This is a genomic window from Novosphingobium sp. TK46, from assembly GCF_055361525.1.
Window position 1 is genome coordinate 1972453 of record NZ_CM143963.1, and the last position, 26700, is coordinate 1999152.

The following is a 26700-nucleotide window of genomic DNA, read 5'->3' on the forward strand; positions in this document are numbered from 1 at the left end:
AACATCAGCTTACGCCCAATTTTGACCGTTCGAGAACCTGCTTTCCGATGGCAACCTTTTGAAAGCCGGAAGCCGAAGTCCGGGTTCAGAGGCTAAAATTGAATAGCCGACAACACAACTGGCCGTAATAACCGCGCTTTCAAAGCCTCTAGACCTACGTGAATGACTTGGATGGTTGTCGTGCCCAATTCCTTAGCAGGCACCTGATTGCAGTTCGCTGAGGCGTTGCCAGAAATCTTTGGCTAATTCGGCCTTTGAGGTATGCGGTTCGTTATCTCTTGCGCATCGTCGGCACTCAAGCATTTGGCCCTGCAGCTAACCCTGCCCAAATATCCGCTAAGCTTGGGTGGATGTACTACATGCCGCGCAAAATGCATTCAAACCGATTTTCGCAGCTAGCGAAAACAGCAATGCAATAACGGGCACCACCGCTGCCGCAGCCAACCCCACCGTGCTAGCGACTACCGCTGCCACCATACTTACAAGTCCGACCTTGCCCTGATTATTCCAAATCTGAGCAGCTTGGGCACGCTCATCATTATATTTATCATCACCGCAGACGAACGCAGCGAATTCCTTTTTTACGTTGGAGTAAAAGCTCTGGATCGGCCCGCCCACACCGAAACCCACAGTGTTGTTAGATCCCGTTCTAGAGAGCCACAGTTCGCCAATTTCTTCTTCTGATTTGCCCGATGCAAATAGTTGCGTGATCGCGTCGACCTGGCTCTGAGGCAATCCTTCAAGCCATCCATCTGTGGTAAGATCTAAAGCTAGCATTAAAGCAACCCTGAGATGTATTCTGCAGAAACGGCGTGGGTAGTCTGATGCAATGTTTGCGGATCGATGCCGCCCAATGATATGCCGCTAGGCCCACCGGGTGCATAACCTCCGACAATCATTGCGCAAATGAACAGCCCGTCCGCCGAGAAAACAGGACCACCTGATTGTCCGGGCCGGGTCTGCGTGTTCAACACGACGTGCTTGATCTTCAGATTATCAACGCCGAGTAGAATGCGAGCTCCGACCATGCTGGATTGTTGGGTGAGAACCAATCGCCCGTGATCGGCGTGGGGGTAGCCGAGGCTTAATACTGGGACGCCCGGCGAGATCATATCAGAACTCCCTAGACGATATCCGAAGGCCATCTGACTGGTAGGATCGACAAATTCCAGAATGACGATGTCATGCATAGGGCTGTAACTGACTATCTTCAGCGATGTGCCATTTACCTGCTCATTGGTTGTATCTTGATAGTCCGACAAAGAGTCAGCGCGACCATAAATTGCTAATAAGCCCTCATCGCTTGGACCGGTAACATGCGCAGCGGTTGCAAATCTACGAGGTCCGACCGCAAAACAAGTTCCCAGGGGTTGGATTGCTCCTCCATTGATAATTCTGCCGAGAGGCAAGACAACCCTACCAATGTGGACGTCCATCGCGTTGCTCCTATTTTGGGTTAAGAGGCGGAATTGAAACCAACAAACGGAATGCTTCGTCGCTCGTCTTAGCGGCATACGCTAAGCGGCTAAATGCCCTCCTCACCGCAGTCTGTTGAAACGTGACCTTTGAAACTCTATGCCGGATGGTCAATGACCACAATGGCGCGAAGCGGTTATGCCGTAGCGCCTGTGCGAACGTATGCTTCCCACCCCAAAGCGGACCAGCGACCATCTCATCATCCTTGACATATAGAACCATTTAGGTTACTAACCATATCGCCGGAGCAATCCGGCAAACGGCGGGTGCGGGTGAGCGGGGCCACGTTCACATCCATCCGCACCATGCGGCCGGCGTGCCAGACGGGCGCCTGCTCCCGACCCGCGAAGCCTTCGCCCGAGAGGCACCCTTGGTTGGTGTACGTTACGGGCCGGCGGACCTGTTGCGAGACTCTCGCGCCGGCGCTTCGCATTATCTGAGTTGGCGGTCTGCTTTTGCGTTCCTCCGCCACCCGTTCGCTAGACGGAACGCGAGCCAAGCCTGTCGTGCCAGGCCCGCGCCGGCCGCACGTCCGCCGTTGTGAGTTCTGCCTTGGCGCAATCCCGCACTCGCCAGCGGGCGACATTGCGTGTCCGGACGAAACTCAGCTCAGCACTTGAGCCACCGGCACGTAGTCATACCCCAGGTCCGCCGCCACGGCCTCGTACGTCACCTTGCCGGCGTGCACGTTCAGCCCCTCGGCGAGGTGCGGATCGTCGCGCAGTGCCTGTTGCCAACCCTTGTTGGCGATCGCCAGGGCGTGGGGGAGGGTGACGTTGTTGAGCGCATAGGTGCTGGTGCGCGCCACGGCGCCGGGCATGTTGGCGACGCAGTAGTGCACGATTCCATCCACCACGAAGGTCGGATCGGCGTGGGTGGTGGCGTGGCTGGTCTCGAAACAGCCGCCCTGGTCGATCGCCACGTCGACCAGCACCGCGCCGGCCTTCATCGTGCCCAGCATCGCCCGGCTCACCAGCTTGGGCGCCGCCGCGCCGGGAATCAGCACCGCGCCGATCACCAGATCCGCGTCGGCCACGCTGTCGGCCAGGTTGGCCTTGCTGGAAAAGCGCGTCTTGGCGCGGCTCTCGAAGTGATTGCCCAGGCGTTCCAGCGCGTCCGGACTGCGGTCGAGGATGGTGACGTCGGCGCCCAGCCCAACCGCCATCTGCGCCGCATTGAAGCCGACCACGCCACCGCCGATCACCACGACCTTGCCCGGCATCACCCCCGGCACGCCGCCCAGCAGCACGCCGCGCCCGCCATGCGCCTTTTCCAGGGCCGTCGCGCCCGCCTGGATCGACATGCGCCCGGCGACCTGGCTCATCGGCTTAAGGAGGGGCAGCGCGCCGCCCGGCCCGGTCACCGTCTCGTAAGCGATGGCGGTCACGCCGGATTTCACCAGATCGGCGGTCTGTTCCGGATCGGGGGCGAGGTGCAGATAGGTGTAAAGCACCTGACCCTCGCGCAACATCGCGCGCTCGGTCGACTGCGGCTCCTTGACCTTCACGATCATCTCGCAACTGGCGAAAATCGTCTCGGCGGTCGCCTTGATCTGCGCGCCTTGCGCTTCATAGTCGCGGTCCGACGCACCGATGCCCAGCCCCGCCCCGGTCTCCACCCAGACCTCATGGCCGTGCGCGACCAGTTCGCAGACGCTTTCAGGCGTCAGGCCGACCCGGTATTCATGGTTCTTGATCTCGCGGACGGTACCGACGCGCATGGCTTCACTCCGATGGTATGATGGCGTGCGTTTGCTGCATTATGACAAGGAAACGCCGGGTGGGCGCGGTTGTGTCATTCGTTTGCCGGTTAAGCCGAGCCGCGCGGGTCGAGGTGGGCGCAAGGACGATCAGTGGGCCTCACGCGTCGGCTGGGTGAACATGCGATCGCGCGCCGCCTTGATGTCGCCGGCCTCGTACTGCGCCTTCAACCGTTCCTTGTCGCGGGCACGATAGGCCGCCTCGGCGCGATCGATGCTCTGTTGCGAGACATCGAGCGCCTGCAGCGCGGTGCGGCCCATGACGACGGCCGATTCGAGCACCTCGCGCACCACCCGCCGCACCGGCGCATCCTTCAGCTTGATCATCGTGCGCCGATCGAAGGCGCGCACGACGATCTCGGCCCGGGGGAAGGCGCCGTGTACGGCATGGAGGAACTCTTCGCTGATCTGGTCGCCGTCGATGCAGAACGCGATCAGCTCGGCTTCGCCGGCTCCGGCCTGCCGCAGCAGATCGAGCCGGGTACCATCGCCGAAATAGACCTTCGCGCCGAAGCTCTCCGCCACGTCGATCATCTCGACATCGGTGTCGATCAGCGTGACCTCGACCTCGGCGGCGATCAGCAACTGAGCAACGGTCTGGCCGAAGCGGCCGTAACCGACGATCAGCGCGTTCGAACCGTCGATCTGCGGCTCGTCCCGCGTCTCCTGGCTGACGGGTGCCTCGCGCATGCGGCGAGTGGCCATCATCAGGAACGGCGTGGTCACCATCGACAACGTGACGATGGCGGTGAAGACACTGCCCGCCAGCGGCGAGATGAGCAGGCCGCCTTGCGCCTGCGCGAACAGCACGAAGCCGAACTCGCCACCCTGGCTCAGCAGCAGGCCGAGCGCGAGTGCGCCGCGCCAGTCCATGCGGAACAGCCGGCCAAGGAAGAAGATGATGGTCGCCTTGGTGGCGATCAGCGCCAGCGCGAGCGAGACGACAAACAGCGGCCGCTGCGCGATCGCATCGATGTTGACCATCATGCCCACCGACATGAAGAACAGCCCGAGCAGGATCGTGCGGAACGGCTCGACGTCGGCTTCCAGTTCATGCCGATAGGGCGAATCGGCCAGCATGACGCCGGCGATGAAGGCCCCGAGCGCGGTCGACAGGCCCAGCGCTTCCATCGCGGCGGCAGAAGCGATGACGGTGAACAAGCCGGCGAAGACGAACATCTCGCGCTCGCCCAGATTGCCGATCAGGCGGAACAGCGGCTGGATCACGAAGCGCCCCGCCGCGATCAGCCCGACGACGGCCAGCACGGTATAGACCACCAGCAGCCATCCGGGCGGCCCCTGCGCCGCCTCGGGATTGCGGCTCATCGCGGCGATGATCGTTATCAGCGGGATGATCGAGAGATCCTGGAACAGCAGGATCGCGAAAGCGCGCTCTCCGAACGGCGTGTGCAGCCGCCCTGCGCTTTGCAGCATCGGCAGCACCTGCGCCGTCGAAGACAGGCCGAGCGGCAGCCCGAGCGCCAGCGACGCGGTCAGGCTGAAGCCGGTGAAGGCATAGATGATCCCGGTCACGGCGAGGCCACACGCGGTGACCTGCAGCAGGCCCAGCCCGAAGATCTCGTGCCGCATGCGCCACAGGCGACGCGGCGCCAGTTCCAGGCCGACGATGAACAGCAGCAGCGTGATACCAAGCTCGGCAATGCCCAACTTGCCCTCGGCATCGCCGACCAGACGCAAGGCATAAGGCCCCAGCACCGCGCCGGTCATCAGATAACCCAGCGTCGCACCCAGCCCCAGCTTGCGGAACAGCAGCACGAAGATCAGCGCCGTGCCGAACAGCAGGCAGCCGTCCTGTAGCAGGAAGGACTGGGCGTGCGGCTCCACTAGCGGCGGCTCGGGTGGGATGGGGAAGGAGTCACCGCACCGCTCTAGCGATCAAAGTGGCGGCGCGGAACCCTTGGTGGGAGCGGTGGGAGGCTGGAGAAGGCGGAAAACCGATACGCCCAATCCAATTGTGGACGTGGCAGCTTGGGGGTGGGGAGCGGTCCGGTCGCTTTCCGCTTAGTCTCTTTGCAACGGCCGATCCCACAGATACCACTGCGCCCCATGAAAATGGAGCCCAATCTTCGCTTCAGGATGGTGCTCGGGCTTTACATGGCCTGCTTCGCAATAGGCGCGTTCAACCATGCGCGCGACTTCCTCGCATATGGTTGGCGGCCATATAATTGGGGACCGCCCCTGCTCGAAGCGTTCTGGACTTCGTTGGTCATCTTGGACCTACTCGCGATCATCATGCTGTTAACGCGGTTTCGGCGGTCCGCTTTACTGTTGGCAGCGGCGATCATGTTCGCTGACGTTCTCGCGAACACCTATGCCTTGGTCGTTCTCGACATCTCTGCATTCGGCTTAGCTGTGTCGCTTCAAGCGACATTCCTAGGGTTCGTGCTCGGCTCGCTTCCGTTTGTTTGGCCTCAACGAGCGTCTGCTCTCGACCCTCGGCGTTAGGTGCGGAAACATTCGTAAGTGGGCGGAAGGAGACAAAAGGATTGTTTAACAAATGTAGTGTATTCTTGCTAGGAAGCCCCCTGAAATCCTGAGATCAAAAGCGTTACACTAATCAAAGCGGATTACCGTTCTCGTCGCGGTAGATGTCGCGGCGGCCGACGTGGTTGGCGGGGCCGACGTAGCCGTCCTGCTCCATGCGCTCGACCCACTTGGCGGCGGTGTTGTAGCCCACGCCCATCTGACGTTGCAGCCACGAGACCGAGACCTTCTGGCTTTCGAAGACCAGATGGCAGACCTGGCGATACTTGCGGTCGTCAGGGTTGTCGGAAGCGGAGTCGATATCCTCGAACCCGAAGCTGCCTTCCTCGGGCTCCTCGGTCACCGCGTCGATATAGTCGGGCTTGCCCTGCGTGCGCCAGTAGTCCGCCACGCCTTCGACTTCCTCGTCGCTGACGAAGGGGCCGTGGACGCGCTTGATCGGGTCGGAGCTGGGCTTGTAGAGCATGTCGCCCTTGCCCAGCAGCTGCTCGGCGCCTTGCTCGCCCAGGATGGTGCGGCTGTCGATGCGGCTGGTGACGGCAAAGCTGATGCGGGTCGGCAGGTTGGCCTTGATGACGCCGGTGATGACGTCGACCGACGGGCGCTGCGTCGCCATGATCAGGTGGATGCCGGCGGCGCGCGATTTCTGCGCGAGGCGCTGGATCAGCACCTCGATCTCCTTGCCGACGGTGACCATGAGGTCGGCCAGCTCGTCGACGATCAGCACGATCTGCGGCAGCGTCTCGTAATCGAGCTGGTTCTCCTCGTGAAGCTCCTCGCCGGTTTCGGGATCGAAGCCGATCTGCACCCTACGGCCTAACGGCTTGCCCTTCGCGGCGGCGGCGCGGACCTTCTCGTTGAAGCTGGCGAGGTTGCGCACGCTCAGCTCGCTCATCATGCGATAGCGTCGCTCCATCTCCTCGACCGCCCACTTGAGTGCGCGAACCGCCTTGGGCGGCTCGGTGACGACGGGCGAAAGAAGGTGCGGAATGTCGTCGTAGCTCTTGAGTTCCAACACCTTGGGATCGACCAGGATCAGGCGGCACTGCGCCGGCGTCAGCCGATAGAGCAGCGACAGCAGGATCGTGTTGAGGCCCACCGACTTGCCCGACCCGGTGGTGCCCGCGACCAGCAGGTGCGGCATGGTCGCCAGGTCAGCCACTACCGGCTCGCCGGCGATGTCCTTGCCCAGGATAATCGGCAGCATGCCCTTGTGGCTGGCGAAGGCCTCGGAGCCGACCATCTCTCGAAACGAGACCATCTGGCGGTCGGCGTTGGGCAGTTCGATGCCCATGACGGTGCGACCGGGGATTGAGGAAACGCGTGCCGAAATCGCGCTCATGTTGCGGGCGATGTCGTCGGCCAGGCCGATCACGCGGCTGGCCTTGATACCCGGGGCGGGCTCCAGCTCGTACATCGTGACCACCGGCCCGGTGCGCACGGCGGTGATCTCGCCCTTGACGTTGAAGTCGGCGAGCACGGTTTCGAGCAGGCGGGCGTTGCGCTCCAGACTGAGCTTGTCGATCGGCTTTTGCGAACCGGTCTGCTGCTCGTTCAGCAGTTCGATGCTGGGTAACTGGTACTTGTCGAACAAATCCTTCTGGCGGCCCGCCGAGGCGAGTTGCGCCGGCGCCGCGGGCTTGCTGGGGTCGACGATCTCGGGCGCCTTGCGCGGCTTTTCGTCCGACCATGGCAAAGCAGCTGCGGGCGTCGTCGCCTCGGCAATCTCGGTGGCTGCACGCGGTGTGGCTTGAGGCTTTGAACGCGCGGCCGGTCGGCCGGCGTCGGGCGAAGGCAGGGCGTCGGCCACCCGGCCCAGCTTGCCCGGCAGCGACAGCAGGATGCCCCAGTCGAACGCGAAGACCTTGCCCGCCAGCGCGGTGCCGGCGAACAGGCAGATCACCGCGAGCACGAACACCGTCCAGCCCTGCGCCGCTTCGGGCAGCACGCTGGTCAATCCGTGGATCGCCTTGGCGCCGAGCAGTCCGGTGATCCCGCCCATCGATGCCGGCAAGACACCGCCTTGCTGGGTAAAGCCGAGCGACAGCACGGTGGCGATCAGCACCATCGCCACGGCAAGTGCGCCGACCGGGCGCCACCAGCGCTGGTTGACCGGCTCGACGCTGCCGTCCTCCTCCTCGACCAGCCGCCACAGCTTGCGTGCGAAGACGTACAGCAGCGGCACGAACAGGAACGCGACCGGTCCGAACAGCAACAGCGCCACGTCGGCCAGCCAGGCGCCGGCAGGGCCCATCCAGTTCTGCACCGCGCCGCCCGCTGCCGTCGACAGGGACGGGTCGGTCTGGCGGTAGCTCGCCAGCGACAGGGCCAGGAACAGCATGGCCGAAAACAGCGTCAGCGCGCCCGTCAACTCGCTCGCACGGCGCAGCGAGCGCTTGAGGACGGCGCGCCAGTCGGGTTTGGCGATCCGGCGGCCGGTCGCGAGGGCTCTTGTCGCCATGCTGAGGTGGTTTTTCCGTAGTTACGCGCGCGATAATGCGCTTTGGCGGGAGTCCGCGTCAAGAATGGATCGGGAACGTCCGTCTTCGTGGCTGTGCAAGACTCTCGATGGCGGCCCAGCGCCTTGTTCCCAGTCGGCGCGCACGCGGTGCGCTCATCCCGCCCAGCGCGATGACCGGGGCGCGTGATCGGTTTGCCATCAGAAGGAAACGGGCGGGGCCCAGCGATGACGCGCCCGGATGCGTGTTCGTCGCGAAGACCGGCGAGAGCAGCACGGCATCGGCGCGGATGCGGTTGGCTCGGCCGAGTTCACGAAGCGAATGCGCCGTGACCAGGCGTAGCAGCCCCACGCCACCGGCTAGCCGATCGGGTGCGCCGTAGGCGCCATCCGCACCCCACCGCCGGGCCTCCATAACGGGTCCGGCCAGCACCACCAGGTGACCGCGGCGGCGCAAGCGGACGGCAAGCTGGCGGAAGCGGCGCCTGCGTTCGGCGGGAGGCAAGTGGTAATGCCGAAATACCATTCCCGAGCGGGGCGGGAGGCGATCGATCGCGGCTTCGAGCTGGTCGTCGATGCGGGCATCGCTGATCAGCCATACGTCTGGCAAGTCGGTCAGCGGCGATACGGGTGGGTAGCGGTGGCGCACGCAGACGCTATAGCAGCGCGCCATGGATCAGCCAGCCACGCCACTCGACGACATTCGCCAGCGGATCGTCAAGACTGCCACCATCGCCGGGCGCGATCCGGCGGCAATCGAACTTATCGCGATCTCCAAGACCCATGCCGCCGAGGCGATCGCTCCGCTGCTTGCGCAGGGGCAGCGTGTCTTTGGCGAGAACCGAGTGCAGGAGGCGCAAGCCAAGTGGCCGGCGCTGATCGACGCGCATCAGGACGTGCGGCTGCACCTGGTGGGTCAGTTGCAATCGAACAAGGCGGACGATGCGGTCGCGCTGTTCGATTGCATCCACTCGCTCGACCGGACTTCTCTGGTCACCGCGCTGGGCAAGGCGATGGCGAAAGCGGGGCGGCAGGTACCTTGCTTCGTGCAGGTCAACATCGGCGCGGAAGAGCAGAAGGGCGGCTGTGCCATCGCGCAGGTGCCTGCCTTGCTAGACCAGGCACGCGGGGCCGAGGTGCCCGTGATCGGGCTCATGTGCGTGCCGCCCGCCGACATCGAGGCGGCGCCCTACTTCGCGCTGCTGGCCAAGATCGCCGCCGACCATGGCCTCGATCGACTGTCGATGGGCATGAGCGGCGATTTCGAGACCGCGGTGATGCTGGGCGCCACCCACGTCCGCGTGGGCAGCGCGCTATTCGGCAATCGCTAGCGCCGGTCGCCGCTATCGCTTGTCGTGCTTCTCCAATTCGTTGCCCGAGAGGGTGACGACGTGAAGCAGGTTGGTCGATCCGGGAACCCCAAAGGGTACGCCCGCCAGGATCACCAGCCGCGATCCGGCCGAACCGAAGCCGTGGCGCAACGCCATGCGCTTGCCCTTGGCGATCATCTCTTCGAAGCTGCCGATGTCCTTGGTCGAGATCGCATGCGCGCCCCACAAAAGCGAGAGCCGGCGCGCCGTCTTCTCGCTGGGGGTCAGCACCAGCATCGGCGCCGAAGGCCGCTCGCGCGCCACGCGGCGAGCCGAGATGCCCGACCCGGTGAAGCAGATGATCGCCTCGATCGGCAAGGCATTGGCGATGCTGGCGCATGATTCGGCCAGGGCATCGGCCATGGTCGCATCGGGCGGCGTCTCGGTGATGTGGATGCGGTCGCGATAGGTCGAATCGGCTTCGACCTGGGTGGCGATGCGATCCATGATCGCGACGGCTTCCAGCGGCCACTGCCCCGCCGCGGTCTCGGCCGAGAGCATCACCGCATCGGCGCCGTCATAGACCGCGTTGGCGACATCGGAGACTTCGGCGCGCGTCGGCGTCGGCCGCTCGATCATCGATTCTAGCATCTGCGTCGCGACCACGACCGGCTTGCCGGCCAGGCGCACCTTCTCGATGATGCGCTTTTGCAGCGGCGGCACGTCTTCGGGGTTGAGTTCGACCCCAAGATCGCCGCGCGCGACCATGATGCCGTCGGACAGTTCGATGATCTCGTCCAGGGTGTCGATCGCGCTGGGCTTCTCGATCTTGGCCATCAGCGCACATTGTCCGCCGATCAGGCGGCGGGCTTCGGCGACGTCCTCGGGCCGCTGCACGAACGACAGGCCGATCCAGTCCGCCTGCTCCTTGAGCGCGAAGGCGAGGTCGCGGCGGTCCTTCTCCGTCAGCGCCGGCACCGGCACCAGCGTATCGGGCACGTTAACGCCCTTGCGATCCGAGATCGCGCCGCCGACTTCTGCCGAGCACAGCAACGCATCGGGTTCGGCGCGGATGACCTTGAGGCGCAGCTTGCCGTCGTCGATCAGCAGCCGCTGGCCCTTCTGGAGGATGCCGAACAGTTCGGGATGGGGCAACTGGACGCGGGTATCGTCACCCGGCTCGGGGTCGCGATCGAGCGTGAAGTGCGCGCCGTGGCGGATGAAGGCGGAACCGTCGCGGAATTTGCCGACGCGCAGCTTGGGGCCTTGCAGATCGCACAGGATCGACACGGGCCGGCCGAATTCCTTCTCCACTTCACGGATCAGGGCGATTGTGCGCGAATGAATCTCGTGCTCGCCATGGCTCATGTTGACGCGGAAGGCGTCGGCGCCGGCGCGCAGCAGCGCGGCGATGGTTTCCCTGGTGGAGCTTGCCGGGCCAAGGGTCGCCAGGATCTTGACCCTGCGGGTCCGACGCGTGCTGCTGGTATCGGTTCGTGCCAATTGCTGTCTGCCCAAGGTTGGATGCAACATTGCGGTCGGGCGCCCATATGGCAAAGGGACGATGACAAACCAAGGACGAACGGGACCGATGATGAAGGAAAACGACCCACTCGACACGCTGGACGACGCCCAGGCCGCTGCCGCATTTCGCCGCCTGGTGCGCCATCTGCGCCATCGCAAGGACGCGCAGAACATCGATTTGATGGGTCTTTCAGGCTTTTGCCGCAACTGCCTGGCGGACTGGATCCGCGATGCCGGCTATCCCGGCGACAAGGCCGCAGCACGCGAACTGATCCACGGCATGCCCGCCGCCGAGTGGAAAAAGACCCAGAGCGACGCCACCCCCGAGCAACTGGCCCGGATGGATGAAAGCATGAAGAAGAACGCCGCGTCGCAGTGAAGGGCGGGCGTTCCTGCCGGATGCGGTGGTTGATTCATGATCGACGATGAGAAAGAACAGCCACGCAGATACCAGCGGGATTGCGTGTAGGAAAATTCTTTCGCAAAGGCCGAACCGCACTATCCACAGGCTTGGCTTTTGCACGCGGCCAGCGGCGGCGCTATCAGCCGCCGCCAACCGATTCACTGTCCCACACGGAAAGCCCGACCATGGCCGAGAACACCGACGACCGCCTTCGCCTCTTGATCGAGCGCGTCGAACGCCTGGAAGAAGAGAAGAAGGGCATCTCCGACGATATCCGCGACGTTTACGCCGAGGCCAAGTCGGTTGGCTACGACGTCAAGATCATGCGCCAGATCGTGCGTCTGCGTAAGATGAAGCCCGATGATCGCGCCGAGATGGACATGCTGCTCGACACCTATAAGGCGGCGCTCGGGCTGGGTTGAACGGCGCGCGGAACCTGCCGAGGTTGCCCTTGCACGCGCGCGTGTTGTAAGGGCGACCATCCTTACGAGATCGCACGAGACGACGGGCAGAGACCATGGCAGGCCATTCCAAATTCAAGAACATCATGCACCGCAAGGGCGCGCAGGATAAGAAGCGCTCGGCGAGTTTCAGCAAGCTCTCCCGCGAAATCACCGTCGCGGCCAAGATGGGCATGCCCGATCCGGACATGAACCCGCGCCTGCGCGCCGCGGTCAACGCCGCCAAGGCGCAGTCGGTGCCCAAGGACAACATCCAGCGCGCCATCGACAAGGCGACCAAGGGCGATGCCGAGAACTACGAGGAAGTGCGCTACGAGGGCTACGGCCCCAACGGCGTCGCCATCATCGTCGAGGCGCTGACCGACAACCGCAACCGCACCGCCACCAACGTGCGCACCGCGTTCGCCAAGAACGGCGGCAACCTGGGTGCGACCGGCGCGGTCAGCCATGGCTTCGATCGGCTCGGCCTGATCGAGTATCCGGGTTCCGTGGGTGACGAGGACAAGGTCCTGGAAGCCGCGATCGAGGCCGGCGCCGACGACGTCGAGAGCGATGGCGAGAGCCACTCGGTCTGGACCAGCGTCGAGAACCTGCACGAAGTCGCCCGCGAACTGGAAAAGTCGCTGGGCGAGGCTGATGGCGTCAAGCTGGCGTGGAAGCCGAACCTCAAGGTCGACGTGGGCGAGGACAGCGCCGCGACTCTGTTCAAGCTGATCGACACGCTCGACGACGACGACGACGTGCAGACCGTCTGGGGCAACTACGAGGTCTCGGACGAAATCATGGAGAAGCTGGGCTGATCGCGTTCTCGGCGATTCCGGATGGCCGATGCAGGGCTGGCCGATGCAGGGCCAGCCAATGCTCGGCTTGATCGGCAAGGCACTTCTATCCGGGGCGCTGATCGTCGCCATCGCCGAAATCGGCAAGCGCCTGCCGGCGGTGGCGGCGCTGGTCGCATCGCTGCCGCTGGTCTCGGTGCTGGGCATGATCTTGCTGTGGCAGTCCCGACCGAATGCCGAGAACATGGCCGTCCATGCAGAAGCGACGTTCTGGTACGTGCTGCCGTCGTTGCCGATGTTCCTGCTGATGCCGGTGCTGCTGCGTCACGGTGTATCGTTCTGGGTGGCGCTGGGCGCCGGATGCCTGCTGACGATCCTGCTGTACCTGCTGATGATGAGCGTCGGTCCGCGCCTCGGCCTGCGGGTCTAGGTGCTTATCATCGGTCTCGATCCCGGCCTTGCCTGCACCGGCTGGGGCATCGTCGCCAAATCGGGCAGTCGGCTGAGCCATGTCGCCAACGGTCAGGTGAAGACCGATGCCGCCACCTCGCTCGCCGAGCGGCTGGTCACGCTGGATCGTGAATTGACCGACGTGATCCTGACTCACCGGCCCGACGGCGGCGCGGTCGAGGAGGTGTTCGTCAACACCAATGCGCAATCGACGCTCAAGCTGGGGCAGGCGCGCGGCGTATGCCTGTTGTCGCTGGCGCGCACCGGCATGCCCGTGGCCGAATACGCCACGAGCCTGGTCAAGAAGGCGATCGTCGGCACCGGACGCGCGGAAAAGGCGCAAGTGCAGGCGATGCTCAAGGTGCTGCTACCGGGCGTGAAGCTGGCCGGCGCCGATGCGGCCGATGCGCTGGCGGTGGCGATCACCCACGCCAACATGCTTGGTTCGCACCGCTAGCTGGCATTACCGACCGCTCCTCCCATATCGACGCGCAACCAACCTCAAGGATTGCGTAAGACATGGATCTTCAACTCAGCGGCAAGACCGCGCTCGTAACCGGTTCCACCGCTGGTATCGGCCTCGCCATCGCCAGGCGCCTTGCCCGGGAAGGTGCGATCGTGACCATCTGCGGCCGCAATGCCGACAAGCTCGAGGCGGCGCGCGCCGAACTCGCAAAGCTGGGCGAGGTTCGGGCGGTGCAGGCCGATCCCGCCACGGCCGAGGGTGCGCAGGCGCTGATCGCGGCGGTTCCGCACACCGACATCCTCGTCAACAACCTGGGCATCTACGAGGCCAAGCCATTTGCCGAGATCACCGACGAGGACTGGCACCACCTGTTCGAGGTGAACGTGGTCAGCGGCGCCCGGCTGGCCCGCCACTATTTCGCGCAAATGATCGCGGCGGACTGGGGACGGGTGATCTTCATCGCCAGCGAGAGCGGCGTGCTGCCACCGCGCGAGATGATCCACTATGGCATGACCAAGAGCGCGCAGCTGGCGATCTCGCGCGGGCTGGCGGAACTGACGCGTGGTACGTCGGTAACCGTCAATTCGGTCCTGCCCGGGCCGACCCGCTCGGAAGGCATCGTCGAGTTCATCCGCTCGACCGTCGACAACAAGGACGCATCGGAAGCCGATCGCGAGACCGAGTTCTTCACGAAGATGCGCCCGCTGTCGCTGATCCAGCGCCTGATCGAGGCTGATGAAGTCGCCGCGATGGTCGCCTATGTGGCAAGCCCACTGGGTGCTGCCACCAACGGCGCGGCCCTGCGCGTCGAAGGTGGGATGGTGCCGACCATCGCCTGATCTCTTTGGTGCCGGTAGAGGCTGGCGCGGCGTGAAGTTCCCTGCCATAGGAACAAACCATGATCGCGCGTCTCTCCGGCACATTTGAGGATTTTGGCGCGGACTGGGCCATAATCGACGTCCAGGGCGTCGGTTACCTGGTCCATTGCTCCGCGCGCACGCTGCAGGCCCTCGGCATCCGTGGCGACCGGGCGGTGGTGTTCACCGACCTGCAGGTGTCAGAAAACGACATGCGGCTGATCGGCTTCGCGTCCGCCGGCGAGCGCGACTGGTTCCGGCTGCTCACGGCGGTGCAGGGCGTGGGCAGCAAGGTGGCGCTGGCGATCCTGTCCGCGCTTACCACCGCCGAATTGCAGCGTGCCTGCGCCGGTGGCGATTCGGCGATGGTCGCGCGGGCGAACGGCGTCGGCCCCAAGCTCGCCAGCCGCATCGTCAACGAACTGAAGGACAAGGCGGGTGCCTTGCCCTCGGCGAGCGGGCTGGCGGTAGTCGCGGCGCCGGCGGGTTCGGCAACGGCCGATGCGCTTTCGGCGCTGCAGAACCTCGGCTTCAAGCCGCAGGTCGCCAGCGCGGCCGTCGCGCAGGCGGTGGAAGAACTGGGTGAAGATGCCGGGCTCAACGACCTGGTTCGGATCGCCTTGCGCAAAGCGGCCGGATGACCGTGCGCGCGGCCATCTGCCAGTGCGGACAGCTTCGCCTCACCGGCGTCGGCCAGCGGTCTCGCATGTCGATGTCCCATCTTCGCGTGACGACCGCGGACAATATCGAGCACCATGACTGACAATCCGATCCTGACCACCACGCGCCAGCCAGAGGACGTCGATGCGGCCTTGCGGCCCAAGACGTTGGAGGAATTCGTCGGTCAGGCGGCGGCCAAGGGCAACCTGCGGGTGTTCATCGAATCGGCGAAGTCGCGGCGCGAGGCGATGGACCATGTGCTGTTCTTCGGGCCGCCGGGTCTGGGCAAGACGACGCTGGCGCAGATCGTCGCGCGCGAACTCGGCGTCGGCTTTCGCGCCACTTCGGGCCCGGTGATCGCCAAGTCGGGGGATCTTGCCGCGCTGCTGACCAATCTCGAACACGGCGACGTGCTGTTCATCGACGAGATCCATCGCCTCAATCCGGTGGTCGAGGAGGTGCTCTATCCGGCGATGGAGGACCGTGCGCTCGATCTGATCATCGGCGAGGGCCCGTCCGCGCGGTCGGTGCGGATCGACTTGCCGCCATTCACGCTGATCGGCGCGACCACCCGGCAGGGCCTGTTGCAGACGCCGTTGCGCGATCGCTTCGGGATCCCCGTGCGCCTCAACTTCTACACCGTGCCCGAGCTGGAGCATGTTGTGACGCGCGGGGCCGGCCTGCTCGGCGTCGGGATTGACAAGGGCGGCGCCACCGAGATCGCGCGGCGCGCGCGCGGCACGCCGCGGGTTGCTGGACGGCTGCTGCGGCGCGTACGCGATTTCGCGCATGTCGGCGGCGACGCCACGATCACGCGCAAGGTCGCGGATGATTCGCTGACCCGCCTCGAAGTCGACTCGCTGGGCCTGGACGCACAGGATCGCCGCTATCTGACCATGATCGCGGACATCTATCGCGGCGGCCCGGTCGGCGTCGAGACGCTCGCGGCCGGCCTGTCCGAGCCGCGCGATACGATCGAGGAGGTCATCGAGCCATACCTCATCCAGCTTGGCCTCGTTGCGCGCACCGCGCGTGGGCGGTGCCTGAACGATGCGGCCTGGCGGCATATGGGTCTTTCGCCACCGCCCGGGACGCAAGGCGGCCTGTTCGGTCCGGGCGCGGACGACGCCGACGGCTAAGCGACGGAATGGTTTACACTTGGCCCTGTCGGCAGTCCCGTTTCGGCACAGGTAACCGGTTGTATCAAAGCCAGCCTGCGGAATCTCGCATCGGGACCCGAGAATCAAGGTTAACGCCGTTGTCGCGTTAATAACTCTCTGCGTTCTCTATGGCAGACGGTCGTGGCGGAAGCGGAAAAAAGCGAAGGCTTTTCCGATACTCCCGCAACCGTCTGGGGATTAGAGAAGAAAGCACGCTTTATGTCTGTCCGGATGGCCCTTGCGAAACTCTCCGCCTGTGCGGCAGGGTGCGCCTTGATCGGCGGTGGCGCCGTCCACGTGGCGGAAACGCCTGCGAAGGAAGGCCAGTATCGCTCGGCAAAGGGCGACAAGCGCGTGCAAGTCGTCCGCACGAGCAAGCCGGTACGCCATTACGCGCGGGCCGAGCGGCCCAAGACCGTCCGCCGGGTACGCAAGATCATCCGCCGCACCTGCTGCACGCAGCCGCAAGTGGCGATGGCGATGCCGCTACCCGGTCCATACGTCCCCGCGGCAGTGCCCTCGGGCGGCGGTGGTGGCGGGCCGGTCGTGGTTGGCGGTGGTCCGCTGGGTGGCTTCGGCGGCGGATTTTTCGGCGGCTTCTTCGGCGGCGGCGGCGGCGGCGGTGGTGGCAGCGTGACCATTACGTCCACTACGACCGGCGGTGTTAGCACTACTGGCGGGGTATCGACGACCGGGGGTGTGAGCACCACGGGCGGGGTGACGACCACCGGCGGCGTGACCACCACTGGCGGCGTTTCGACGACCAGCGGGGTCAGCACCACCAGCACGACTAGCGGCGTCAGCACCACCAGCGGGGTCAGCACCACGAGCGGCGTGAGTACGACCAGTGGTGTCAGCACGACCAGCGGCGTGAGTACCACCAGCGGCGTCAGCACGACGAGCGGCGTGACCACCAGCAGTTCGACATCTTCGTCAACCTCGTCGTCGACGTCCAGTTCGACATCCAGCTCTTCATCGAGCTCCACCTCGAGCAGTACCTCGAGCAGCAGCTCGGGTGGAAAGCCGCCCAAACCGCCCAAGCCGCCAACGCCGGTTCCGGCACCGCCGATGCTGATCTTGTTCGGCGTGGCGGCGGCCGCGGTGGTCGGCCGCAAGAGGTGGGCCAAAAAGGCAGCCTGAACGCCAGGAATACCCGGCGAAAAAGCATGGGGATGGGAAGGGTCGGCGCCGTACGGTGCCGCCCTTTTTTCGTGCACTGAGCCGACCTCGCCGGGGAGGGGAGGTGGCGCCCGGCCCGTCAGACGCTGAAATGGCCGCGCCCGGAATGGGGGCAAAACAAAGCCCCGCCCTGCATATCGCAGGACGGGGCCTTTTAATCGAACGTCGCGCCTGGGATCAGGCGGCGAGCTTGCGCAGCACGTAGTGCAGGATGCCGCCGTTCATGAAGTACTCGACCTCGTTGGCGGTATCGATGCGGCACAGCGCGGTGAAGGTAAAGGTCGAGCCGTCCTTGCGGGTGACTTCGACTTCCACGTCCTGGCTGGGCTTGAGGTCCGCGACGCCGCGGATGGTGAAGCTATCGTCGCCGGTCAGGCCCAGCTTCTGGCGATCGTCGCCTGCCTTGAACTGCAACGGCAGCACGCCCATGCCGACCAGGTTCGAGCGGTGGATGCGCTCGAAGCTCTCGACGATGACCACGCGCACGCCCAGCAGGTTCGTGCCCTTGGCCGCCCAGTCGCGCGATGAGCCAGTGCCGTATTCCTTGCCGGCGATGACGATCATCGGCGTGCCTTGCGCCTTGTACTTCATCGCGACGTCATAGACCGCACCGACCTCGGCGCCGTAGCGGCTCATGCCGCCTTCGATGCCGGGGACCATCTCGTTCTTGATGCGGATGTTGGCGAAGGTGCCGCGCATCATCACGTCATGGTGGCCACGGCGCGCGCCGTAGGAGTTGAAGTCCGCCTTGGCGACCTGGTGCTCCATCAGCCACTGGCCGGCGGGGCTGTCGGCCTTGATCGAACCGGCCGGGCTGATGTGGTCGGTGGTGATCGAATCACCCAGAATCAGCAGCGGCTTGGCCTCGATGATGTCGTTCACCGGCGCCGGGGTCATCTCCATGCCCTCGAAGTAGGGCGGGTTGGCGACGTAGGTCGATCCCGCGCGCCATGAGTAGGTGTCCGAACCGGTGACGCTGATCGACTGCCAGTGCGTGTCGCCGCGATAGACGTCGGCATAGCGCGCCTGGAACATCGCGCGGTCCATGCAGGTCGCCATGGTTTCGGCGATCTCGAGGTTGGTGGGCCAGATGTCCTTGAGATAGACGTCCTGGCCATCCTTGCTGGTGCCGATCGGGGTGGTGACGAAGTCCTCAACCACGGTGCCCTTGAGCGCGTAGGCTACGACCAGTGGCGGCGAGGCCAGGAAGTTCGCGCGCACGTCCGGAGACACGCGGCCCTCGAAGTTGCGGTTGCCCGAGATCACGGCGCTGGCGACCAGGCCGTTCTCGTTGATCGCCTTGCTGATCGGCTCGGCCAGCGGGCCGGAGTTGCCGATGCAGGTGGTGCAGCCGTAGCCGACCAGGTTGAAGCCGATGTTGTCGAGGTGCTGCTGCAGTCCGGCCTTGTTGAGGTAGTCGGTGACCACCTGCGAGCCGGGAGCCAGCGAGGTCTTGACCCAGGGCTTGGGCTTGAGGCCGAACTCGTCCGCCTTCTTGGCGAGCAGGCCGGCGGCGATCAGCACCGAGGGGTTGGAGGTGTTGGTACAGCTGGTGATCGCGGCGATCACCACGTCGCCGTCGCCGATGTCGAAGCTCTTGCCCTCGACCGGAACGCGGGTGGCGGTCTTCTTGTAGATCTTCTCCATGTCGCCGTTGAAGACTTCATCGACGTCGGGCAGCGAGACCCAGTCCTGCGGGCGCTTGGGACCGGCGAGCGAAGGGACGACGGTGGAGATGTCGAGTTCCAGCGTGCTGGAGAACACCGGATCGACGGCGCCGGGTTCGATCCAGAAGCCCTGCTCGCGGGCATAGGCTTCGACCAGCGCGATCTGATCTTCCGCGCGGCCGGTGAGGCGCAGGTAGTCCAGGGTCTTGTCGTCGATACCGAAGAAGCCGCAGGTCGCGCCGTATTCGGGCGCCATGTTGGCCAGCGTCGCGCGGTCGGCGAGGCTGAGCGAGGCGAGGCCGGGGCCGTAGTATTCGACGAAGCGGCCGACGACACCGTGCTTGCGCAGCATCGAGGTGCAGGTGAGCACGAGATCGGTGGCGGTGACACCTTCCTTCAGTTCGCCGACGAACTTGAAGCCGACGACTTCGGGGATGAGCATCGAGACGGGCTGGCCGAGCATCGCGGCCTCGGCCTCGATCCCGCCGACGCCCCAGCCCAGCACGCCCAGGCCATTGACCATGGTGGTGTGGCTGTCGGTGCCGACGCAGGTGTCGGGATAGGCGACGAGATTGCCGTCCTGGTCGTTCGAGGTCCACACCGACTGGGCGATGTATTCCAGGTTCACCTGGTGGCAGATGCCGGTGCCTGGGGGCACGGCGGAGAAGTTGTCGAGCGACTTGGAGCCCCACTTGAGGAAGTCGTAGCGCTCCATGTTGCGCTGGTACTCGATCTCGACGTTCTCTTCGGCGGCGCGCGGGTGACCGAACTCGTCGACCATGACCGAGTGGTCGATGACGAGGTTGACGGGGACCAGCGGGTTGATCTTGGAGGTGTCGCCACCCAGGGTGCGGATCGCGTCGCGCATGGCGGCCAGGTCGACCACGCAAGGCACGCCGGTGAAATCCTGCAGCAGCACGCGGGCGGGGCGATACTGGATCTCGGCGCCGGTGGCGGGATTGGCCTGCCAGTCGACGAGCGCCTGGATGTGGTCGGTGGAAACGGTGAACCCGCCGTCCTCGAAGCGGAGCAGGTTCTCCAGCAGGACCTTCATCGAGAAGGGCAGGCGGCTGATGTCGCCGAGCTTCTCGGACGCCTTCTTCAGCGAGTAGTAGGCGATGTCCTTGTCGCCCACCGTCATGGTGCTGCGCGTGCCGAGAGTGTCCTGTCCGACCTGGGTCATGTGGGTGTTTCCCCTTCAAAGGTTTGGGCCAGCGTTTGGGCCAAAGGTTGCGCGTATCGCCCGAGCCGTCCACGTCGGGACATGCTGCATTGCGACAAGCGGATTCGTCGGCCCCGCCGATGCGCGTTCAAGGCCCGAAGGTCAAGGGCCGCGCGGGTTTGCGCATGGCGATACCGGCGTCAGATCGCGGTCTGCTCGGTTTGCGCGCCCTCGCCGCGGGTGCCGATCCAGCAGCCCAGCACGATCAGCACGGTTCCCGCCAGCGTCGCGGCGCCAAGTGGCTCGGCGAACCAGACCCAGCCCACGAGTGCGGCCCACAGGAAGGCGCTGTATTCGATCGGGACCAGCACTTGCGCTTCGGCCCGGGCATAGCCCCATGCGAGCAACGCCAGGGCGCTGGTGCCAAGCAACGCGCCCAGGCTGCCGCCGACCAGTGCCGTGAAGGACGGTGCCACTGCGAACCATGGCGCGAAAAGCGCGAGCAGCGCGAACACGATGGTGTTCTGGAACAGCGCGATCTCGATCGGCCCCGCCAGCAGCGCGAGCTTGCGCTGCAACACCAGGTTCATCGCGTAGAGCACGGCCGAGGCAAGGACCGCGATCACCCCGACCAGCGCGTCTTGCGTGGCGCTTCCATCGCCAAGTCGATCGGCGACGATCACCGCTACGCCCCCAAGGCCCAGCAGCGAGGCGGCGATGGCCTGGCGGCGGATGGTCTCGCCGAGCAGGACAGCTGCCAGATAAAGCGCGATCAGCGGCGCGATGAACGAAAGCGCCATCGCCTCCGCCATCGGCAGGCGGACCAGCGCGATGAAGAACAGCAGCGCCATGCCGGCATTCACCACCGATCGCAGCGCGTGCAGGCCCAGAACCTGGCGCGACGGCCATCGGCGGGCGCCGGCCAGCCAGACCGGGGCGATCATCAGCGATCCCAGCGCGTTGCGCAGCAGCAGCGCGGTATATACCCCGACGATCATCGCCGCGCCTTTGATCGCGGCGTCCATCAGGCTGAACAGCGCGATGCCGACAGTCACCGCGACGATGGCGGCGGCGCGTGACGGCGGTGGCGGTGTATGGTTGGGCGGGGTTGGCATGGTCGATCGGCTGTCGCCCGCCGACCTGCCCGGCGCAAGCGTTCGTAGCACCGCCACGCACGATCACCGACCGTTCACCATTAAGTCAGGACGAAAGCTTGAATTGCGGTGCGGCGACGAGCTATCATCGTCACCAGCAGCGGACAGGCGTCCGTCTTTTTCCCGTTCGTTCGCAGTTTCCGGCGCAGCGAAACGGTGTGGAGCGAGTTCTTACACGTATGAATCAGCGGACGCGAACCGGTATCGGGGCTTTCACCATGGCGGGCGTGATCCTCGCCACGACGGCCGTACAGCCCGTGCTGGCGCAGGCCAGCGATCCCGCCCGTGCCGGCGCGATGAGCAAGAACGCGCCCAAGATCAAGCCGCAAGCTCCGGCAGGCGACTGGGATTCGACGACGACCGATGCGATCAGGCGGCCGGCCGCCACCGGTCGCACTGCCAATCCGGTTTCGACGAATGCCGGCACTTCGGCGCCGACGCCGCCCGCATCGGTGCAGGGCCTGCCTCCGGCGGTCGAGGATGCCGATCCTTCGTCCACGGCGCAGCCGGTGGTGCAGCCGGTTCAGATCATCGAGACGGTCATGCCATGGTCGATCGAGGATGCGCAGGCGCTTCTGACGACGATCCAGGGGATCAAGACGGAAGGTCTGTTCGCCAAGGACTATCAGCCCGAGGCACTCAAGGCGGCGATCAGCGCCGGAGCCGGGGATGCGCTGGACCAGGTGGCAAGCCGTTCGTTCTCCTGGCTGGTCGAGGATCTGCGCGACGGTCGCACGCCGATGACCGCACGTGTGCAATGGTTCGCGGTCGATCCGGATCAGGATCAGATGCCGACGGCGCAGATCATGGCACAGGCGTTGAGCGCGCACGATATTGCAGCCGTGGTCGGTCAACTTGCGCCTACCCACCCGGACTATGCCGCGCTCAAGCAGGCACTGGCCGATACGCCCGAGGCGCAATCGAGCAAGAAGTCGCTCATCCGCGTCAATATGGATCGCTGGCGGTGGCTCAAGCATGACCTGGGTGACGTTTACCTGATCACCAACGTGCCGGAGTTTCAGCTGCGTCTGACGGTCAAGAACAGGATCGTACGCACGTACAAGACCGTCGTCGGCAAGCCGGGCCGGACGGCGACGCCGCAACTGGCCGAAACGGTCAGCGCGGTCGTGTTCAACCCGACCTGGACGGTGCCGCAGTCGATCGTCAAGGGCGAGGGGCTTGGCGCCAAGGTCATGGGCAGCCCCGGCTGGGCCAAGGCCAGCGGCTACAAGGGAACGCGCTCGGCCGATGGCACGATCACCGTGGTGCAGCAGCCGGGGCCGAGCAACGCGCTTGGCCTGATGAAGATCGACATGCCCAACCCGCACGCGATCTATCTGCACGACACGCCCTCCAAGAGCTATTTCAACTCCGAAGTGCGCGCCTTCAGCCATGGCTGCATCCGTACCGAACGTGCCGTCGAACTCGGCATGACGATGGCGATCCTGGGCGCGCAGATGCCTGCCGATCAGGCGGCGGACCTCAGCCGGGCAGGGATCTATACCAAGGTGCCGATGACCCGGACCTTCCCGGTTTATATCACCTATATGACCATGGCGCGCGCCATCGACGGGCAGCTGAAGAAGTTCGCCGACATCTATGGCAGGGACACGCCGGTCCTCGCCAGCTTCGCTTCGCCGCGTGAGACCAAGACGACGCAACGGGCCAGCGAAGAACCGATCGTGCAGCTCGACAACCCGCTATAATCCGCCGGCATATTCCTGCAGTGTTTCGTTAACCTGCAGGAATATCAACGATTTCTCATATCGGGGGAACGGTCGGACCAAACCGATCGTTGCGTCCGAAACGATGTGATGAAATTGGTATGGTAGATCTCAAGGCGAAGGTACTGCTGGTCGAGGATGAACCCATGATCCGGGCGATCGGCACCGATGCGCTTGAGGAAGCCGGCTATGAGGTCATCGAGGCCGCCAATGCCGATGAGGCGATGCGCATCCTTGAACATGTCGGTGAGGTGCATGTCCTTTTCACCGACATACGCATGCCGGGAAGCATGGATGGGCTGGCCCTCGCCCAGTTGGTGCATGACCGCTGGCCGGCGATCAAGATCCTGATCACGTCGGGGGATACTTTCCCCCGCTCGGCCCAGATCCCCGATGCTGGCCACTTTATCGCCAAACCCTATGGCCTCAATGCGCTACAGAATGAAGTGACGTCGCTCCTCGACTGATAGCGCGGCAGGCCTGCAAGCCGTCGAGCCGAGCGATGGCCTACTAGGGGGCACCGCGCGCGACGCTGTTGTGGCTGCTCGCCGTTGTTACGAGCCCTCATTGGGGTGATCCGACGTGACCGCGGCAGCCGCCAATCCTTCGAACAAAGCGAAAGAGGCGCAGGTGCGCTGCTGCTTTGGAGCGACTTAGGACAGCAATCTCGACGATGCCATAAATCGCCGGATCATGTCGTTTTCTCCGTCTGGCCGTATCGCGGTCTATAATGCTCATGGAAGATCAGGGTTAACTGCAGCCTTCGAGATCATCGACTGTGCGTATTCACGCGTAAGGAGCGTCATGGCTGCGATCCGTCTGGCCCTGGTTATGATCGTTCGCGATGAAGAGCGCAGCCTTGCCCGCTGCCTGAATAGTCTGCATGAGGCGGTCGACCAGATCGTCATCCTGGATACAGGCTCCGCCGACGGGACCATCGAGATTGCTCGGCGCTATGGCGCGGAGGTTCACCACTTCGACTGGTGCGATGACTTTGCCGCTGCCCGCAATGCCGCACTGGAGCATTCGCGCGCCGACTGGAACCTGATGCTGGATGCCGACGAATGGCTCGTTGGCGGGCTGGCATCCCTGGGTCCTGCGACCATACCGCCCCTGCGCGGCGGTCCGGCCAAGTTCTGTGGGTGCATCCAGATCGCGGACGAAGGGGAGCCCGAGGCACGGCGCCGCAGCTTCATTCCCCGGTTACTTCCCAGGGGCGTGCGTTACCGGGGTAGGGTTCACGAACAGCCTGTGACGGGCCTGCCACTGGTTCGCCTGCCTGTCCTCGTGCTCCATGACGGCTACAGCGCCGAGCATCTCAAAAGGAAGGAAGGTCGCAACGTCAGCCTTCTGCGACGGGAAATCGATGTTCGGCCTGACGATCCTTACCTCTTGTATCAGCTTGGCCGCCAATACCTGACCATGGGCGAAAATGCGGCGGCTGCCGATTGCCTGATCGTTGCCCGCGAGAAATCCAGCGCCGAAGACGCCACGAGACATTCGATCATCATCTACCTTCTGCTGGCGCTGAGGTGGTGTGAGCGGTTCGACGACGCGCTTCGACTTATCGATGCCGAACAGGATAACTGGGACAACTCGCCCGATTTCTATTTTGCCGTGGCGGAGGTTTACCTGGAATGGATCAGCCGCAATGTGGATCTGGCCACGGACCTGTTGCCCGTGGTCGAATGTGCCTGGCTGAAATGCCTTCAGATCGGCGAGAATCCCGATCTCGACGGATCCGTCGAAGGATCCGGCAGCTTTCGGCCTGCCGCCAACCTTGCCAACCTCTATGCAAAGCTCGGGGACACCGAGCGCGCGGCTCACTTCCGGCAGGCCGCTTCGGCGATGCGCGGGATGGCGGCCGCGGCGTGATGTCCCGATCACTGACGGGATGAGCCCGGGGCAATCCGGGTCACAGCCAGAGCCCAGATGTAAAAAACACAGGTCAATTCAGAAGGCTTCGTCATGATACCGAAGAAGATGCACTTTATCTGGGTAGGCGATGAGAACAAGCGACCCGATAACTGCATAGATTCCTGGCGTATACGGAACCCGACTTGGGAAATCGTCGTCTGGGGTAATGATGATCTTAGCAATCGTGGCTGGATCAATGGCAACCACATGGCGCAGATGTCCGAGCGTGAGCTTAACGGCGTCGCCGACATGATGCGATGGGAGATCGTCTACGAACACGGCGGGTTCGTTGCCGATGCCGACAGTATTTGCACGCGTTCGTTGGACGATGATCTGCTAGACTGCGACGCATTCACCTGCTGGGAGAGCGAAATCGCACGCCCCGGCTTGCTGGCAGCAGGGTATTTCGCTTCTGTCCCGAATAATCCCTTTGTTGGACAGATCATCCTCGACATTCACAACGAAGAATCGGTTGTCGACAGGATGGCCTGGGAGACTGTCGGCCCGCAAAGGCTTACCGACGCCTACCGTAATAACCGCTATCATGGACTTCGGATATATCCCAGCCACTACTTCATTCCGCAGCATTTCTCCGGCGTCTCTTATGACGGACCGGGACGGATCTATGCTCATCAGCTATGGGGCAGCACGCTCGAATTGTACGACCACATCCATCTTCAGGAACTGAACTCGCAGGAGTCATCCCGGAACATCGAGCCTGAACGCCAACCTGTTGCGGAACAATCCTCTGCACTCGAGGCGCAACACGATCCGTATTTCGTGCAGAAGGTGGAAGTGAGCAGCGAACTTGTCGGCCAGAACAGGACCGATGTCTTGCGGGCCTTTTGTGCAGGCAAGCGCGTGATCCACGTTGGCTGTGCAGACTGGCCGATCACATCGCCCGAAACGTCCCTTCATCTCGCCCTGGAAGCGGTGTGCCAGAAGCTGGACGGGTTCGATATACAGGAAGAGGCGCTTGCTGCGCTCGCACCCCATACCAGCGGCGAACTGTTCTCGCGGTTCGAGGACATCATCGGTGAATACGACATCGTACTGGTGCCCGAGGTGATGGAACACGTCGCCAACGTATCGGAATTTCTTGCGGCACTGAGCAAGTTGAAAGCCGACACGATCCTGATCAGCGTTCCCGACGCATATCAATGCCACAGGCGGCATTTCGATTACCTTGCCGGTAGCGAGACGTTCGTCGAAGTCGTCCATCCCGATCATAATTGCTGGTACACGCCCTACACCTTGGCGAACACACTATCGAAATACACCGATTGGCATCTGGAAAAGACCTGGTTCTTCAACAACATATCGCTGCTGGCCCAGCTTGCGAAGCCGGCTACACACCGCTGATCCAGAGCGCCGCCGAAGGGTTGGGTATCCGCAGGGGCATGAGCCTGCAGCCCACGCGACTTCCGTCCTCGTCGTGCGTTACCATGCGGTGGCCCACAAAAAGTTGAACCTGCCGACGAAGATCTGCCTCGCCTGCGAGCGACCGTTCAGCTGGCGCAAGAAGTGGGAGCGCGATTGGGACAATGTCAAATTCTGTTCCGATCGCTGCCGCGCGGCAAAGACCGCGGCGAGATAATCACCGTCAGGCGCAATGCCGCCTCGCAATTG

The 26700-nt window shown here is 64.0% G+C and carries 25 protein-coding genes; 15 read left to right on the top strand and 10 right to left on the bottom strand.

The window, feature by feature from the left end; all coding sequences use genetic code 11:
- Nucleotides 1–336: 336 nt before the first annotated feature.
- The 4 genes from ACXJ1Z_RS09500 to ACXJ1Z_RS09515 form a co-directional block, all read right to left on the bottom strand.
- Entirely contained in the window at nucleotides 337–777 is a 441-nt protein-coding gene (locus tag ACXJ1Z_RS09500) for a hypothetical protein (protein WP_463776253.1), read from the bottom strand.
- Nucleotides 777–1436, bottom strand: coding sequence for a S1 family peptidase (locus ACXJ1Z_RS09505; RefSeq protein ID WP_463776255.1), 660 nt, complete (start codon nucleotides 1434–1436; stop codon nucleotides 777–779). The genes ACXJ1Z_RS09500 and ACXJ1Z_RS09505 overlap by 1 nt, the downstream gene beginning before the upstream one ends.
- A 644-nt stretch (nucleotides 1437–2080) precedes the next feature.
- A complete protein-coding gene (gene ald / locus ACXJ1Z_RS09510) occupies nucleotides 2081–3196 on the bottom strand; it encodes an alanine dehydrogenase (RefSeq protein WP_463776256.1) in 1116 nt (371 codons plus the stop codon).
- 129 nt (nucleotides 3197–3325) lie between these two features.
- Entirely contained in the window at nucleotides 3326–5080 is a 1755-nt protein-coding gene (locus ACXJ1Z_RS09515) for a cation:proton antiporter domain-containing protein (RefSeq protein ID WP_463776258.1), read from the bottom strand.
- 222 nt (nucleotides 5081–5302) lie between these two features.
- Here ACXJ1Z_RS09515 and ACXJ1Z_RS09520 point away from each other — a divergent pair, with 222 nt between their 5' ends.
- Nucleotides 5303–5701, top strand: a complete 399-nt coding sequence (locus tag ACXJ1Z_RS09520; protein ID WP_463776259.1) for a hypothetical protein — start codon at nucleotides 5303–5305, stop codon at nucleotides 5699–5701.
- Between the two features lie 112 nt (nucleotides 5702–5813).
- Here the strand turns inward: ACXJ1Z_RS09520 and ACXJ1Z_RS09525 are convergent, their stop codons facing one another.
- Entirely contained in the window at nucleotides 5814–8201 is a 2388-nt protein-coding gene (locus tag ACXJ1Z_RS09525; RefSeq protein WP_463776260.1) for a DNA translocase FtsK, read from the bottom strand.
- Nucleotides 8202–8259: 58 nt separating this feature from the next.
- Nucleotides 8260–8871 carry a thiamine phosphate synthase gene (locus tag ACXJ1Z_RS09530; protein ID WP_463776262.1) on the bottom strand — a complete coding sequence of 204 codons (612 nt, stop codon included), beginning with the start codon at nucleotides 8869–8871 and terminating at the stop codon, nucleotides 8260–8262.
- Between ACXJ1Z_RS09530 and ACXJ1Z_RS09535 the strand changes: the two genes are divergently transcribed.
- Entirely contained in the window at nucleotides 8870–9529 is a 660-nt protein-coding gene (locus ACXJ1Z_RS09535) for a YggS family pyridoxal phosphate-dependent enzyme (RefSeq protein WP_463776263.1), read from the top strand. The two genes, ACXJ1Z_RS09530 and ACXJ1Z_RS09535, sit on opposite strands and share 2 nt — an antisense overlap.
- Before the next feature lie 12 nt (nucleotides 9530–9541).
- Here ACXJ1Z_RS09535 and pyk read toward each other — a convergent pair whose 3' ends face one another.
- Complete coding sequence (gene pyk, locus ACXJ1Z_RS09540; RefSeq protein ID WP_463776264.1) at nucleotides 9542–11011, bottom strand: pyruvate kinase; 1470 nt, start codon at nucleotides 11009–11011, stop codon at nucleotides 9542–9544.
- Between the two features lie 88 nt (nucleotides 11012–11099).
- Here pyk and ACXJ1Z_RS09545 point away from each other — a divergent pair, with 88 nt between their 5' ends.
- From ACXJ1Z_RS09545 to ruvB, 8 genes are all read left to right on the top strand, one after another.
- Nucleotides 11100–11411 (top strand): DUF1244 domain-containing protein, encoded by a 312-nt coding sequence (locus ACXJ1Z_RS09545; protein WP_463781214.1) that lies wholly within the window; start codon nucleotides 11100–11102, stop codon nucleotides 11409–11411.
- 209 nt (nucleotides 11412–11620) lie between these two features.
- Nucleotides 11621–11857, top strand: a complete 237-nt coding sequence (locus tag ACXJ1Z_RS09550; RefSeq protein WP_463776266.1) for a DUF2312 domain-containing protein — start codon at nucleotides 11621–11623, stop codon at nucleotides 11855–11857.
- Between the two features lie 95 nt (nucleotides 11858–11952).
- Nucleotides 11953–12696, top strand: a complete 744-nt coding sequence (locus ACXJ1Z_RS09555; RefSeq protein WP_463776268.1) for a YebC/PmpR family DNA-binding transcriptional regulator — start codon at nucleotides 11953–11955, stop codon at nucleotides 12694–12696.
- Nucleotides 12697–12754: 58 nt separating this feature from the next.
- Nucleotides 12755–13105: a DUF3147 family protein gene (locus ACXJ1Z_RS09560; protein ID WP_463781215.1), complete on the top strand. Its 351-nt coding sequence runs from the start codon at nucleotides 12755–12757 to the stop codon at nucleotides 13103–13105.
- The gene (gene ruvC, locus ACXJ1Z_RS09565; RefSeq protein ID WP_463776269.1) at nucleotides 13106–13582 is read left to right on the top strand and encodes a crossover junction endodeoxyribonuclease RuvC; all 477 of its coding nucleotides are present in this window, start codon (nucleotides 13106–13108) and stop codon (nucleotides 13580–13582) included.
- 62 nt (nucleotides 13583–13644) lie between these two features.
- Nucleotides 13645–14430: an SDR family NAD(P)-dependent oxidoreductase gene (locus ACXJ1Z_RS09570; protein WP_463776270.1), complete on the top strand. Its 786-nt coding sequence runs from the start codon at nucleotides 13645–13647 to the stop codon at nucleotides 14428–14430.
- A 59-nt stretch (nucleotides 14431–14489) separates the two neighbouring features.
- Complete coding sequence (gene ruvA / locus ACXJ1Z_RS09575; protein ID WP_463776271.1) at nucleotides 14490–15089, top strand: Holliday junction branch migration protein RuvA; 600 nt, start codon at nucleotides 14490–14492, stop codon at nucleotides 15087–15089.
- 114 nt (nucleotides 15090–15203) lie between these two features.
- Nucleotides 15204–16247, top strand: coding sequence for a Holliday junction branch migration DNA helicase RuvB (gene ruvB, locus ACXJ1Z_RS09580; protein WP_463776273.1), 1044 nt, complete (start codon nucleotides 15204–15206; stop codon nucleotides 16245–16247).
- A gap of 410 nt (nucleotides 16248–16657) precedes the next feature.
- Here ruvB and ACXJ1Z_RS09585 read toward each other — a convergent pair whose 3' ends face one another.
- The 3 genes from ACXJ1Z_RS09585 to ACXJ1Z_RS09595 all read right to left on the bottom strand — a co-directional run bounded on the left by ACXJ1Z_RS09585 (nucleotide 16658) and on the right by ACXJ1Z_RS09595 (nucleotide 21391).
- Entirely contained in the window at nucleotides 16658–17383 is a 726-nt protein-coding gene (locus ACXJ1Z_RS09585; RefSeq protein ID WP_463776274.1) for a hypothetical protein, read from the bottom strand.
- Between the two features lie 241 nt (nucleotides 17384–17624).
- Entirely contained in the window at nucleotides 17625–20297 is a 2673-nt protein-coding gene (acnA, locus tag ACXJ1Z_RS09590) for an aconitate hydratase AcnA (protein WP_463776275.1), read from the bottom strand.
- A gap of 179 nt (nucleotides 20298–20476) precedes the next feature.
- The gene (locus ACXJ1Z_RS09595; protein ID WP_463776276.1) at nucleotides 20477–21391 is read right to left on the bottom strand and encodes a DMT family transporter; all 915 of its coding nucleotides are present in this window, start codon (nucleotides 21389–21391) and stop codon (nucleotides 20477–20479) included.
- Nucleotides 21392–21609: 218 nt separating this feature from the next.
- Here ACXJ1Z_RS09595 and ACXJ1Z_RS09600 point away from each other — a divergent pair, with 218 nt between their 5' ends.
- The 5 genes from ACXJ1Z_RS09600 (at nucleotide 21610) to ACXJ1Z_RS09620 (ending at nucleotide 26668) form a co-directional block, all read left to right on the top strand.
- Nucleotides 21610–23136 (top strand): L,D-transpeptidase family protein, encoded by a 1527-nt coding sequence (locus tag ACXJ1Z_RS09600; RefSeq protein WP_463776277.1) that lies wholly within the window; start codon nucleotides 21610–21612, stop codon nucleotides 23134–23136.
- 119 nt (nucleotides 23137–23255) lie between these two features.
- Complete coding sequence (locus tag ACXJ1Z_RS09605; protein WP_463776279.1) at nucleotides 23256–23621, top strand: response regulator; 366 nt, start codon at nucleotides 23256–23258, stop codon at nucleotides 23619–23621.
- Between the two features lie 337 nt (nucleotides 23622–23958).
- Nucleotides 23959–25029, top strand: coding sequence for a tetratricopeptide repeat-containing glycosyltransferase family 2 protein (locus tag ACXJ1Z_RS09610; protein WP_463776280.1), 1071 nt, complete (start codon nucleotides 23959–23961; stop codon nucleotides 25027–25029).
- A gap of 108 nt (nucleotides 25030–25137) precedes the next feature.
- Nucleotides 25138–26433, top strand: a complete 1296-nt coding sequence (locus ACXJ1Z_RS09615; protein WP_463781216.1) for a glycosyltransferase — start codon at nucleotides 25138–25140, stop codon at nucleotides 26431–26433.
- Between the two features lie 88 nt (nucleotides 26434–26521).
- Nucleotides 26522–26668 (top strand): DUF2256 domain-containing protein, encoded by a 147-nt coding sequence (locus ACXJ1Z_RS09620; protein ID WP_463776281.1) that lies wholly within the window; start codon nucleotides 26522–26524, stop codon nucleotides 26666–26668.
- Nucleotides 26669–26700 lie beyond the last annotated feature (32 nt).

Coding starts and splice junctions, on each gene's coding strand:
- ACXJ1Z_RS09500 (WP_463776253.1), bottom strand. CDS start 777: ATGCTAGCTTTAGATCTTACCACAGATGGATGGCTTGAAGGATTGCCT.
- ACXJ1Z_RS09505 (WP_463776255.1), bottom strand. CDS start 1,436: ATGGACGTCCACATTGGTAGGGTTGTCTTGCCTCTCGGCAGAATTATC.
- ald (WP_463776256.1), bottom strand. CDS start 3,196: ATGCGCGTCGGTACCGTCCGCGAGATCAAGAACCATGAATACCGGGTC.
- ACXJ1Z_RS09520 (WP_463776259.1), top strand. CDS start 5,303: ATGAAAATGGAGCCCAATCTTCGCTTCAGGATGGTGCTCGGGCTTTAC.
- ACXJ1Z_RS09525 (WP_463776260.1), bottom strand. CDS start 8,201: ATGGCGACAAGAGCCCTCGCGACCGGCCGCCGGATCGCCAAACCCGAC.
- ACXJ1Z_RS09535 (WP_463776263.1), top strand. CDS start 8,870: ATGGATCAGCCAGCCACGCCACTCGACGACATTCGCCAGCGGATCGTC.
- ACXJ1Z_RS09530 (WP_463776262.1), bottom strand. CDS start 8,871: ATGGCGCGCTGCTATAGCGTCTGCGTGCGCCACCGCTACCCACCCGTA.
- ACXJ1Z_RS09545 (WP_463781214.1), top strand. CDS start 11,100: ATGATGAAGGAAAACGACCCACTCGACACGCTGGACGACGCCCAGGCC.
- ACXJ1Z_RS09550 (WP_463776266.1), top strand. CDS start 11,621: ATGGCCGAGAACACCGACGACCGCCTTCGCCTCTTGATCGAGCGCGTC.
- ACXJ1Z_RS09555 (WP_463776268.1), top strand. CDS start 11,953: ATGGCAGGCCATTCCAAATTCAAGAACATCATGCACCGCAAGGGCGCG.
- ACXJ1Z_RS09560 (WP_463781215.1), top strand. CDS start 12,755: ATGCTCGGCTTGATCGGCAAGGCACTTCTATCCGGGGCGCTGATCGTC.
- ACXJ1Z_RS09570 (WP_463776270.1), top strand. CDS start 13,645: ATGGATCTTCAACTCAGCGGCAAGACCGCGCTCGTAACCGGTTCCACC.
- ruvA (WP_463776271.1), top strand. CDS start 14,490: ATGATCGCGCGTCTCTCCGGCACATTTGAGGATTTTGGCGCGGACTGG.
- ruvB (WP_463776273.1), top strand. CDS start 15,204: ATGACTGACAATCCGATCCTGACCACCACGCGCCAGCCAGAGGACGTC.
- acnA (WP_463776275.1), bottom strand. CDS start 20,297: ATGACCCAGGTCGGACAGGACACTCTCGGCACGCGCAGCACCATGACG.
- ACXJ1Z_RS09595 (WP_463776276.1), bottom strand. CDS start 21,391: ATGCCAACCCCGCCCAACCATACACCGCCACCGCCGTCACGCGCCGCC.
- ACXJ1Z_RS09600 (WP_463776277.1), top strand. CDS start 21,610: ATGAATCAGCGGACGCGAACCGGTATCGGGGCTTTCACCATGGCGGGC.
- ACXJ1Z_RS09605 (WP_463776279.1), top strand. CDS start 23,256: ATGGTAGATCTCAAGGCGAAGGTACTGCTGGTCGAGGATGAACCCATG.
- ACXJ1Z_RS09610 (WP_463776280.1), top strand. CDS start 23,959: ATGGCTGCGATCCGTCTGGCCCTGGTTATGATCGTTCGCGATGAAGAG.
- ACXJ1Z_RS09615 (WP_463781216.1), top strand. CDS start 25,138: ATGCACTTTATCTGGGTAGGCGATGAGAACAAGCGACCCGATAACTGC.